Annotated in this window: 8 protein-coding genes; all 8 read right to left on the bottom strand. The window is 43.8% G+C overall.

What is annotated here, in order from left to right:
- Window positions 1-2 precede the first annotated feature (2 nt).
- The gene (locus tag HWV58_RS11760) at window positions 3-1169 is read right to left on the bottom strand and encodes a glycoside hydrolase family 88 protein (protein WP_175634286.1); all 1167 of its coding nucleotides are present in this window, start codon (window positions 1167-1169) and stop codon (window positions 3-5) included.
- A gap of 7 nt (window positions 1170-1176) precedes the next feature.
- A complete protein-coding gene (locus tag HWV58_RS11765; RefSeq protein WP_175634287.1) occupies window positions 1177-2370 on the bottom strand; it encodes an alginate lyase family protein in 1194 nt (397 codons plus the stop codon).
- Between the two features lie 6 nt (window positions 2371-2376).
- Window positions 2377-4836 (bottom strand): glycoside hydrolase family 2 TIM barrel-domain containing protein, encoded by a 2460-nt coding sequence (locus tag HWV58_RS11770; protein WP_175634288.1) that lies wholly within the window; start codon window positions 4834-4836, stop codon window positions 2377-2379.
- Window positions 4837-4848: 12 nt separating this feature from the next.
- A complete protein-coding gene (locus tag HWV58_RS11775; protein WP_175634289.1) occupies window positions 4849-6024 on the bottom strand; it encodes a DUF5009 domain-containing protein in 1176 nt (391 codons plus the stop codon).
- A 12-nt stretch (window positions 6025-6036) separates the two neighbouring features.
- Window positions 6037-8679: a glycoside hydrolase family 2 TIM barrel-domain containing protein gene (locus tag HWV58_RS11780; protein WP_175634290.1), complete on the bottom strand. Its 2643-nt coding sequence runs from the start codon at window positions 8677-8679 to the stop codon at window positions 6037-6039.
- 190 nt (window positions 8680-8869) lie between these two features.
- Window positions 8870-9124, bottom strand: a complete 255-nt coding sequence (locus HWV58_RS11785; RefSeq protein ID WP_175634291.1) for a hypothetical protein — start codon at window positions 9122-9124, stop codon at window positions 8870-8872.
- 285 nt (window positions 9125-9409) lie between these two features.
- On the bottom strand, window positions 9410-11632 hold the full coding sequence (locus HWV58_RS11790; RefSeq protein WP_175634292.1) for a glycoside hydrolase family 3 N-terminal domain-containing protein: 2223 nt from the start codon (window positions 11630-11632) through the stop codon (window positions 9410-9412).
- A gap of 12 nt (window positions 11633-11644) precedes the next feature.
- A complete protein-coding gene (locus tag HWV58_RS11795; RefSeq protein ID WP_235972718.1) occupies window positions 11645-12718 on the bottom strand; it encodes an endo-1,4-beta-xylanase in 1074 nt (357 codons plus the stop codon).

Raw genomic sequence — 12718 nt, forward strand, 5'->3', positions numbered from 1 at the left:
TTTTAGTTTTTACTTCTTAATAAAGCTTCCAGGTAATAATAATCGGCGTAGTTAATCGGCACATCTATTTCTGATTTAGCCGGACGGTGGCCTGTGCTGTGCTCTAAAATAAAGCCATAGTTATCGCCAATCTTACTGGTGTATTTTGTACTTAAGGAGTATAAAATTTTATCGGCAGCAGCTTTGTATTTTTTACCATTTTTACTGTATTTGGCCAGCTCGTAAAGTGCCGAAGCCGTAATCGCCGCAGCAGAAGCATCTCTGGATACCTCCGGAATTTTAGGATCGTTATAATCCCAGTAAGGAATGCCATCAGCTGGGGTAATTTTACTGTTTAAGATAAATCCAGCAACACCATCAGCCTGAGCCAAATATGCCTTATTTTTAGTTTCGCGGTAACACATGGTATAGCCGTACAATGCCCAGGCCTGCCCACGGGCCCAGGCCGATTCGTTTGCGTAGCCTTGTGCAGTTACTTTTTGGCGTACATTACCCGTTAAGGTATCGTAATCGATTACGTGGTAAGAGCTAAAATCGGGGCGAAAATGGTTTTTGATCGTAGTATTGGCATGCGAAACCGCAATTTTATAGAAAGACGAATCGCCGGTTAACCTGGTGGTTTCAAACAACAGTTCCAGGTTCATCATGTTATCGATAATTACCGGAAATTTCCATTTACTACCGCTATGATCCCATGACTTTAATACTCCCGATTTAACATTAAAGCGGGTAGAAAGCGATTTTGCCGCCTGGATAATTACTGAACGGTAGGCTGTATCGTTGGTTAAACGGTAGCCATTGCCAAAGGGACAATACACCATGAAACCCAAATCGTGCGTACTTGTATTAAACTGTTCTTTTTTAATGTCTGCAGTATATTTTCGGGCCAGATCGAGCCATTTCTTATCATTGGTGTACTGATAAAAATACCATAACTCTGCCGGAAAGAAACCACTGGTCCAGTCTTTTGAAATCACCATTTTAAACTGACCGTTTTCTACCGTACGCGGCGAAACCAGATTCGGCTTTATTTTTCGTGCCGAATCTACGTTTTTTACCAGTACATCGGTTTGTTTTGCTGCCGCTGCAAATGCTTTTTTCACATCAGTTTTTTGTGCCTTTACTGCGGTGATAAACAGCATACTCAATGCCGTTAGTGTTATTTTCATGTTCATATTATAACCAGATTAAAGGGTTACGGATAGGTAAATTTCTAATTACTTCTTCTACTTGAGGTTGGTGGTCTAATTTTGCCCAGGCTGCATACCAGTTTGCCTGTTTGTACTGCACTGCGCCAAATAACAGAAAGGGTTGTGCTACAGGCCAGTTCTCCCAGTACATTACATCCGGCGTTAGCGTCCATTTGCTTTTATCGGCAATAAACGGGTATAAATAAGTTATCCCTTTCTTAATGGATTTGCCATCTGCTGTTTCAAAATTCCAGAGATTATCTTTCGGAGTTGATAAGATCTGGCAAAGCATGGTCATGGCATCGAGGTTAAAGATAGAATAACCATAAGGTTTGGTGCGCACGGTTTCGAGTGGAAAGCTGCCATCGTTTCCCATTTGGTTTGGCAATAGTATGGTTTTGTAGCTGTTGCGCAACGAATCGAGCATATTTTCATCACCGCAAAGCTTTGCAAATGAAGCTACCTGCATGGCCCAGCAAGTGGCATGGTTATTTTTTACTGTTTTCTCCTGAATACCGGGCTTACTGGTGTTTAGCCACAACGTATACGCGCTAAACCATTTTTTCACTCCCTTTGCGGTTTCTTTATCAAATGCTTTGGCTTTTTCCATTACCAGGGCACCCTGCGCCACTTCCATTAAATGAATGGTATCGATAATGCCGTAGTTACGTCCGGTAAACCGGCCTTTTATAGCCTGTGCAAAAAGCAGGTTTGGATTCATCAGCGTGGCTGAATTGATAAACCAGGCCTGAAAATGTTTAACAGCTTGCTGCACATACTTTTCGTTGCCGGTAATTTTATAGGCCGAGGCCAGTGCACCAATTACTTTGCTAAAGCGAATCATGGCCTTACGGTGTGCCACAAAATTATCAGGATTGGTCATTCCATCCCGGTTAATATATGGTCCATCCGGGTTTTTCGGGTCGGGCCAGAAATAATCGGCTTCGGAGAAAAAATCGTGCTTACCGCCCGCACTTCGTGGCGATGAGGAGTCGGTAATGGTAACCGGGGCTTGTTTCATCGCCCAGGCTGCTTCGGCCAGAATCTGCTTCTTTAATAAAACCGTAGCTTCTTTTTCTAAATTACCGGCCTTTGGTGGGACTGGCCAAACAGCCGGATTAGCAGCTGTTACCACCAGGCAACAAACCGCCAGCAATACAGTGGAAATAATTCTTTTCATGGTAAATTATAATGTAGTGAATACTGTTTTTAAACCTTCAGCTGCAACAGAAACAACGCTTTGTCCTTTGTTTAGCTTTACCTTAATGATGGCCCTGCCATTGTAGGCCTGCACCTTACGCGAACCTGATGAAGTGCCTTGATTGTCAATCAATTTACCATCTCCGGTTAAACCAAAACTAATCCAGTTTATGGCATCTAAACAAAGTATGTTCTGGCTATCTAAAAGCTTCACTTCTACCGTAGCGGTATCGCCCTGCTGATCGATTTTTTTCAGTTCGAGCTGAGCAGGCTTTGTCCACTTTTCGGTTTGATAGTTAAACTTAATTTCGTCAGTTACCGTTTCCTTTCCTTTTTTGGCAATCACTTTAACGGTGTTCTCGCCTTTTACAAATGGCAGGTTCCAGCGCAGACCGGCTGCAGGGTAATCCTGACTATTGCGCTTTTTGGTTCCAAAGCTTTTGCCATTCAGGAAAATCTCGGCTTCGGCGCAGTTCGAATACACTTTAACCATTTTTTCTTCGCCTGCATCGCCCCAGCGTACCGGCCAGCTATGTCCGTAAATGTGTGCCATGGGCTGGCTTGTCCAATAAGATTGAAAAACATAGTAAGCTTCTTTTTTAGTAAAATCGCGTTCTACCACCCCTTTCTGGTTCATGTAAGGCACCGGATTATCGGGACGAACCGGTGTAGAAAAATCTTTAAAAGGCCAGTAAGCGGTACCACTTAACCAGGGCATATTTTCCTGCTCTTTTAAATGCCAGTCAATTAAATTGGTGATGTACGATTCGCTCCAGTCGCCATCTTTAGAAATACGGGCTGCACCACCATACAACGAGGCATCGCCTGCCCTTTCATCGGTTGCACCTCCTGTTTTAATTTTACTTAAAGCTTTATCGGGGTTTTCCGAATGGCGTAATGCATGGCTATCGCCACCCCATTCAACATGTAAAAAGCGCTTTACTTTGGCAAATTCATCTTCCGAAGCTTTTTTATAATCGGTATAGGCACCACGATACCAGCCAGCCCAGATAGAAGGCGAATATACATCCACAATGTCGCTACAGAAATCGCAACGGCGAATGGCGGTATAGCGCGATTTATCCAGTTTGTGCGATAAGTCATTCAGTTCTTTCATAAAAGTCCTGATTTTTTCTTTGTCAAACTCAGGGAAATCGCCGGGCCAATCGTTTTCGTTACCCATGCCCCAGATAATAATAGCCGGATGGTTATAATGCTGCTCTACCATATTGGTGAGCATTCTTTTGGCTTGCTGCTGGTAAATTTCACCACCTAAGCCACCACGGCACCAGGGAATTTCTTCCCAAACCATGATGCCCAAACTATCGCAGAGGTTTAAAACAATGCGCGACTGCTGGTAATGCCCCAGGCGAATAAAATTAACGCCCATATCTTTCATCATTTGCATTTCCTCACGGATCATACCCTCTGTCATGGCGGCAGCTACACCAGCATGATCTTCGTGACGGTGGGTACCGCGTAACAGCAAACGTTGCCCGTTTAGCTTGAAGGGGCCTTTTTCTACAAATTCGATATTGCGGAATCCGATTTTCTCTTCGCCCTTGTAATTTCCGGTAGTTGAAACGACTTCGTATTGCAGGGTATATTGTGCGGGTTTATCCGTATTCCATAAAAAAGGTTTTTTAATTTCTACATCCCAAAGTCTTAGATCATCCGAAATTTCGATCTTTTTATACGTTTCAGTTACAATTTTTCCATTCGGGGCAACCAATCTAAATTTTATACTTGCACCTCCTACATGAGCAGGATTATAAAACCTCGCTTTAACACTCAATTTCCCCAATTTGCCCTCCGCATCAACCTCGGCTTTGGCAAACATTTTATCAACCGATAAGGGTGGCGTGTAAACCAGATTAAGGTAGCGATAAATGCCGCCGTAAACGTTAAAGTCAGACAAATTGGAAGGAATCATTTCCAGATCTCTCGAATTATCGGTCCGTACCGAAACCGGTACTTTACCTTTAAACTGCTTTTGGTATACTTCTGTTTTTTGGAAAGCCGCAACTGCATCGGTAATATCAACCGTCCATTCGTCATAGCCACCCACATGCGCTGCTACTTTTGTAGTGTACACATATACTTCGGTTTTCTGTCCGGCACCTTCGAAATGCAATATGGTCCTTCCGTTTTGGTAAGGGTTTTCGATCTTCAGGTTGGTGCGGTACCAGGCAGGTCCCTGATAATAATTCACATCAGGATCTACTGCATCCTCAGCATTTACACAATGTGGCAGGCTTACTTTCTGCCACAAGGGAACCGACTCAGGGTTACCCGCACCCACCGGGCGCACAGCTTCCCAAACGCCACCTAAATCTTGCTTTAAAAACTCCCAGTTATTGTTTAACCTAACCGATTGCTGTGCAAACAATAAGTTACTGGATAACAAGAGGATGAACAGGCTTATATACTTAATTTGTTTTAACATCTATTTTAAAAATTAAACTTTTAAACGCAACTTTTTCTTTTCTAAAAATGCAACGATACCGATTACCAAAAAGGAAATCAAAACCGACCTGATGAGGCCACCAACACCAGCATTTAAGAAATGAGGATAGTGGAAATGCATGATTCCCATCACCGCATACAATACATAAGGAATGAGGTAACAGGTTAAAGTGCTGGTTCCGGCGGGCTTAATCCATTTAAACCAATCCTTCTTCCCTTTCACATCAACCAGAAAAATTAACAGCTCAAAAACGAGGATAGAGATCCCCATGCATACGAATACCCAGGCCGGAGTAGCATAAATTTTAGAAATACCACCGGCGTAAGGCCTGATAAACATACCGAAACAGAAGGCTAACAGGCCATAGAATGCGGTTAAAAACCAAAAATCGGATGGTTTATCCTTGCTGGTCGTTTTCTTGTACAGTGCCGATACTAAAGCACCAGCAAGCATTAAGGTTATGGAAGAAGCATCGCCCACGATTGGAATATGCAGGTGCATCAGGCCCAAATGGGTAGTTAAATTAATGCCCGCAAAAACGGTGAAGGCGAAAAGTAAAACCAATAAGCTGGAGCCGCACCATAAAAACACCAGGGCCGAAACCAGGTAAGCCCAGCCAATAATCCCCAAAATACCCCACCAATGTGGTTTTAAGCCTTGTGGTTCTTCGGCATTACCTCCTTTGTAAAGCCAGGCCATAACTACCAGCAAAACAATGCCTAAAGCAATAAAGCTGTACTTTTTTGGTTTTGAAACATTGGCCGGATAATCTAACCAGATAAGAAAAAAGGCTAAGGTTACCAATAATGTATATACCGGATAAGGCAACAAGGCCGATGCCTGATCGTAATTCTCCAGGTTAACATGGAAAAATCCCATTACAATTAGCGCGAGCGATCTTAATGCAATGTAACCAATCAATTGCCAGGCGTTATCACCCTTTTTCTTGCGATTTGCCAAAGCAAAAGGCAACGAGAGCCCTACAATAAACAGAAAGGCAGGAAAAATCAGGTCAGAAAAGCCCATGCCATCCACATTGGCATCAGTATGTTTTATCCATTCGGGAATGTGCGATACACCGGCCACATCGTTTACAAAGATCATCAGCAACATGGTGATGGCCCTTAAAACGTCGATCGATAAAATACGGAGCGGTAGCTGATTCATTTTATATAGCGATTAATATATTTTTCTAAGCTGTATGGCATTTAAAACCGGCTTACCCTGAATGGCATTGAAATCAACCGAGATTCCCTTACCATTTTGCACGGTAATTCTGGTGGTTTTCTTTACGGCAGTGGTGTAACCAAAATCGAGCGCCAGATTTAATTTCGGCATAAAAGGTGTACCGTTGATGGAAACCCCGAAAATGCGTTGCTCTTCTATTTCTTTTTTGTGGTTGTTATCCAGGTTATAAGCCAGGGCTTCTTTGGCTTCTCCGCCCACCAGTTCGGCAAAATGCAGTGCTACTTCGTATTCACCGTCAGGAACATCGAACTTAAACTGCCTGATACCCACCTGTTGCGTTTGGTAAACAGGGTCGTTATCGCTGCCTAAAATATTTTTGTCGCTGCCATAAGTAATGCGATTATTGGTTCCTTTATAAGGTTCGCCACCTACATAACCCCATGCGCCGGCTTGATAAGGCTGATCGGGCATCCAAAGCTGATGTTCCTTCTCATCGATGTAAAAACGTTTGGATCCCAACAGCACATTGATATTTTTAAATGGAATATTGGCTGCATTAAATTTAAAAGGTTGCAGTTGGAAATATATTTCTGCCTGATCGCTCTGCTCAGCAGAAACCACCCGCAATTGGTTAATACCGTTAACAAAAGGCACCTGCCAATCGATAATGTGATCGGCTGCTTCTTTTAAGCCTAAGCTTTTGTCGTTTAAAAAAAGTTCGGCCGATTTAAGGTTTGTAGCCACCTGTACAGGCTGCGTACTGGTGGTTAAGGTAGCCGAATCGGCCATACCCGTCCTTTCCTTCCAATGTGCAGCAGTAATTTTCAGATAGGGTTTGTCCGATAAATAAGCCTGGTATAGCAAATAGGTATCTTTTGCCTCTCGACCAATGGTAAGCAAACCTTTATTATTGATGTGCGGCATGGTTTCCTCGCGGGTTTCAGAATTAAAATCGGCCAGGTTCCAGGCCATTCCACCCGCTACAAATGGACGGCTTAGCATTGCATTGAGGTAAACCTGATTAAACTTAACTGCATATTCTACACTTTTATCGAAGCGGATGGGCGAAAATGAGCGGATTCTCGGATCGGCATCAGCCCCATATTCGGTAACCATAAAAGGCGTATTGGGTAGCTCTTTGTGGTGGCGGTCTAAAAATTTACCAAAATCTTCGGGAACGCCAGAATACCAGCCCGAATACAGGTTCCAGCCTACAATCATTGGGATTTTAGTCAGGCCAACCTTATTGTAAATATCCCAGGCCCCGTGGTTAACCAGCATGGTATGGCGCGATGGATCCAGTTTACGGGTTAGGCTATCCAGTTTTTGTGCCAGCTCGCGCACATGATCGAAATAAACCTGCTGGCGGGGCTTATCGTTTGAGAACTTTAAACGCAGCAAAATCTCATTCATATAAGCCCAAATGATAATGCTTGGATGATTAAAATTCTGTTTAATCATTTCGGTCTGCATGTTCAAACAGTTCTGGGTAAAAGCTTCGCTTTCGGTGATGGTATTTACAACGGGGATTTCGACCGAAGCCAATATGCCCAACCTATCGCAAGCTTCTAAAATCTGTGGATCTTGCGGATAGTGGGCTACACGCAAAAAGTTACCGCCCATGGCTTTCAGTAATTCAATATCCCTGATCTGCAAAGCATCTGGCGTGGCATTGCCCCTGTTTTCGTAATCCTGGTGACGGCTTGCACCAATAATTTTAACCGGTTTATCGTTTAAGAAAAATCCTTTCTCGGCATCGAACTTAAACCAGCGGAAACCCAGCGGATTGGATACCTGGTCGATAACAGCTTTCGTTTTGGTATCGATAATTTTTGTGATTACACGGTACAGGTAAGGGTTTTCAGGCGACCATAACTCGGGCTTCTGAATGCCTTTAATATCTTGTATAAGCCATTTGTTTTCACCTTTATTGAGACTGATGGTACTCGTTTGGTTAACCACAACCTTTCCGTTTGCATCAAATATGGTATTGATGACCTGCACTTTTTGTGTTGCCACTGATCCGTTATCGATAAAACTTTTAACCTGCACACTTGCTGTAGCTGCCGAAACCTGCGGCGTGGTAATAAAAACCCCGGCACTTCCATTTTCCTTTTGTGAAAAATGAACCGGATTGGTAATTAACAGGTTAACATTGCGGTATAAACCTCCGAAAAAGGTAAAATCTGCAGTTAATGGTGGAATATCTTCGTTGAAGCGGTTAGTAGCACGCACTTCGATTGCATCATCTTTATAGTTTAAAAATCTGCTTATGGGCACAATGAAACGGGTATAGCTACCAATGTGTTTAGCTGCAGATTGTCCGTTAACCAATACTTCGGCTTCTTGCGCTACACCATTAAAAACAAGATATACTGCTTTATTTTTGGCACTTTCATCGAGTTTTAACTTGCGTTTGTAAATGCCAACACCACGGTAATAACCGGGAGCATCATCTAAAACGTCTTTATCGTTCCAGGTATGCGGAAGCGTAATGGCTTCAGCTGGCCCGTTTTCTTTATGGAATTCCCATTGATCGTTCAGGCTAATAATTTTACGGCCAGCATCCTGCGCCAGGCACTGAAAGCCAGTTATAAGGGCTATAAGTAATAAAAGTGATTTCGCTTTTAACATTTGTTTAATTTTCAATAATTTAATTGATAGGCTTTTAACCTTGCCATCGTTTTAATAGCATCCGTCATTTCGAGCGAAGTGCAACGCAGTCGAGAAATCTGTTTATAGATCTCTCCATTTCGCTGCGCTACAGTCGAGATGACGATCCCCGTATACATCTTCCCTACTGGTTGGTGTCCTCACCGACCAGCTAAGTTCCATTCTTACTGTTCCAAACACCGTCGTTACTCTTCAAAACACCGCCGTTAGCCTTAAAACTGTCGTCGTTACTGTTCAAAATGCCTCCGTTACTGTTCAAAATGCCACCGTTAGCGTTAAAACTGTCACCGTTACTGTTAAAACTACCACCGTTACTGTTCAAATTGCTTCCGTTAGTATTCAAACTGCCTCCGTTATTGTTAAAACTGCAACCGTTACTGTTCCAAACGCCATGGTTTGTGTCCACACGAACCATTTTCTTCCCCTACTGGTTGGTGTCCTCACCAACCAGCCGAGTCCATCCTATCCAAACAACCCTTCCGTGTTTCTCCGTGCATCCGTGGCCATACTTTTTTCGAATGCCATGGTTCGTGTCCGCACGAACCATTTTCATTTAACCACAAAGGCACAAGACACACCAAGTATTTTTCCCTACTGGTTGGTGTCTTCACCGACCAGCTAAGTCCCATCCCATCCACACAACCTTTTCCGCGTTTCTCCGTGCATCCGTGGCTGGTAACATCAACGCTCCCTAATCCGTCAACGTAAAGTCTTTCTCCAGCTTAATATTGTTCGAAGCCGTCCCAATCATCAGTTTAAAATCGCCGGGCTCGGCACCCCATTTTAACTGCTGGTTGTAAAAAGACAATTTCTCTTTATCAATCGTAAAGCTGATGGTTTTACTTTCTCCTGCATTGAGCATCACTTTCCGAAAATCTTTCAGTTCTTTAACAGGGCGCGCTACTGAAGCAAACTTATCCTGCAAATACAGCTGAACTACTTCTTCGCCAGCGTACTTACCTGTATTTTTTAAAGTAAAATTCACGGTGATTTTATCGTTCATGCCCATCTGGGTTTTATTCAGTACCAAAGCATTGTAATCGAAAGTGGTATAGCTTAAGCCATAACCAAATGCAAATTTCGGACTGTTAGGCATATCTAAATAAGCCGAGCGGTAACGCGTATCTTTGTCGTTCTTAGCGGGCCTGCCTGTGCTTAAATAATTATAATACAATGGAATCTGGCCTTCGTCACGTGGGAAAGTCATCGGTAATTTACCCGAAGGATTGTAATCGCCATACAACACATTGGCCATGGCATTACCGGCCTCGCTACCCAGCCACCAGGTATACAGAATAGCCGGAGCATGATCGGCTGTCCAGTTGAAAATTAGCGGGCGACCGGCCATTACCAGTACAACTACAGGCTTACCGGTAGCCTGAACTGCTTTAATTAAATCTTCCTGTACGCCCGGAATACGGATATTGGCCCTGCTTTTGGCCTCGCCGCTCATATCTAAAGTTTCGCCAACGGCCATAATTACCACATCAGCCTGCCTGGCCACTTCAACCGCCCCAGCAAAATCTGCTTTCGACGAATCGGCCACTTCGCAACCTTTGGCGTACAAAAGTTCGGTTTGGTTACCCACCTTATTTTTTAAACCCTGGTATAAGGAAACCAGGTTATCTTTTTCCCATGCAATTGACCAAAAGCCCTGCATATCTTTTTCTGATTTGCCCAGCGGACCAATTACAGCAATCTTTTTTAAGCTTTTGGATAAGGGCAATAGTTGGTTATCGTTTTTTAGCAGCACCATGCTTTTTTGAGCCATGGTTAAAGCAGCTTTTCTGTTCTCTGCTGAGTTTAATTCCTTTTCCTGACGGCTCTCGTTACTAAAACGATAAGGATCATCGAACAAACCGAGTTCAAATTTCTTGCGCAAAATCCTCCTAACGGCATCATCAACCAAGGCGAGCGGAACTTTTTTATCGGACACTAATTTGGCTAAACTGGGCAAATAGCTCCTGCTTTCCATGTCCATATCGCTACCCGCTTTAATGGCCAGTTCGGCTGCCTGTTCTTTATCTTTGGCGTAACCATGGGCAATCATCTCGCCGATTGATCCCCAGTCGCTCACCACAAAACCATTGTATTTCCACTGGCCTTTCAAAATGTCGCGCTGTAAATAACTGTTTCCGGTAGCCGGGATGCCGTTCAGGGTGTTAAAAGCATTCATAAAAGTAGCCGCACCAGCATCAACCGCAGCCTTAAATGGCGGCAGATAGGTTTCCCATAAAGTATGTTCGCTCATGTCGACTGTGTTATAATCCCTACCGGCAATGGCAGCACCATAAGCGGCAAAATGTTTGGCGCAGGCCATAATGGCATCCAGTTGACCTAAGCCTTTACCCTGAAAGCCCTTTACACGTGCAAAAGCAATTTTAGAGCCGAGGTAAGTATCTTCGCCGGCACCTTCCATCACCCTGCCCCAACGTGGATCGCGTGCAATATCAACCATGGGTGCAAATGTCCAGTGTACTCCCGAGGCAGCGGTTTCGCGGGCGGCAACACGTGCAGCATTTTCCATTTCGGCTAAATCCCAGCTTGCGGCTTCGGCCAGGGGAATGGGAAAGGTTACGCGGTAACCATGAATCACATCTAAACCAAAAATCAAGGGGATCTTCAGGCGCGATTGCATCGCCACTTCCTGTACTTCGCGGGTTTCTTTGGCACCACGTACGTTTAACATGGAACCCAGTTTACCATCGCGGATATCTTTTAATTTATTTGGATTATTGGTAATCGGGCCGGTAGCATCGCGATCGCCGGTGTACTGGTTCAACTGCCCGATTTTCTCTTCTAAGGTCATCAGTTTTAAAACCGAATCGATTTTCTTTTCTATTTTTTTATCCTGTGCGCCCGCAGTGGTTACAGAAAGGCCTAAAATTAAGGCCAGTGAAAGATATTTTCTCATGGATGTAATTTGCTATTTAACGCCGTCTAAAATCCCCTGGTAAGCTGCTTTCCGCTGGTATTGTGCATCGAAGGGCAAGGGCCAGTCGGCATGTTTATAAAACAGTGGAATCCAGCTATCGCCATCAGTAACATTCCATTGGGTAATGCCAAACTGCTGATTTTTGGGTATGGCATTATAAGCTTTAACAATGGTTTTATATTTGGCTGCCTGTTGCTCACCTAAGGCGACAGTATAAGTTGCGCCAGGTGTATTGGCAGCATTTAGGGAGATATCAACTTCAGAGATGTGGACTTTTAGCCCGGTTGCCGCAGCAGTTGCAATTGCGGCAGTTAAATTAGCATCGGTTTGGGTTACGTTGGTGTGCATTTGCAAGCCAATTCCATCAATTGGAATGCCTTTGCTTTTTAACCCGTTAACCAGATTTAATATGGCGGTACGTTTAGTTGAACTGTACTCATGCCCGTAATCATTGTAAAATAGCAGGGCATCGGGATCTGCCTCATGTGCATACTGAAATGCCCTGCTGATATAATCTGCGCCCAGTTTCTGTAGCCAGATCGTGTTGCGCAAAGTACCATCTTCGTTAACCGCTTCGTTCACCACATCCCACGAAACTACCTTACCTTTAAAATGCCCCACAACGGTTTGGATATGGGTTTTCAGTATATTTTCCCAATCGGCTGTGCTGCCCTGAAAATTCTTTAGCCAATCGGGTAAAGACTGGTACCAGTTTAAGGTATGGCCATGTACGCGCTTGCCATTGGCCCTGGCAAAATCAACCAGGTAATCGGCATCACTCCAGGTGTAGGTATCTTTAGCGGGATGAACCGAAGCAAATTTCATTGCGTTTTCGGCGGTAACGCTGTTAAATTCTTTTATTACCAGATTACGATAACTGGCATTGCTCTTTAACAAACTTACATTCAAAGCTGCACCTATCGGGAAGGGCATCTTTTTTTGCAAGCTTTCTTCTGCCTTGATCACCGGAGTATCGATACTGGTACCCTTGGCACAAGAAATGGTTAACAATGATGCCGAAAGCATCATTTTAGTAGCAAAACCAATTGTCGTAAATCTGTTCAT

The organism is Pedobacter ghigonis (genome assembly GCF_903166585.1).
In the GTDB taxonomy this organism is placed as follows: domain Bacteria; phylum Bacteroidota; class Bacteroidia; order Sphingobacteriales; family Sphingobacteriaceae; genus Pedobacter; species Pedobacter ghigonis.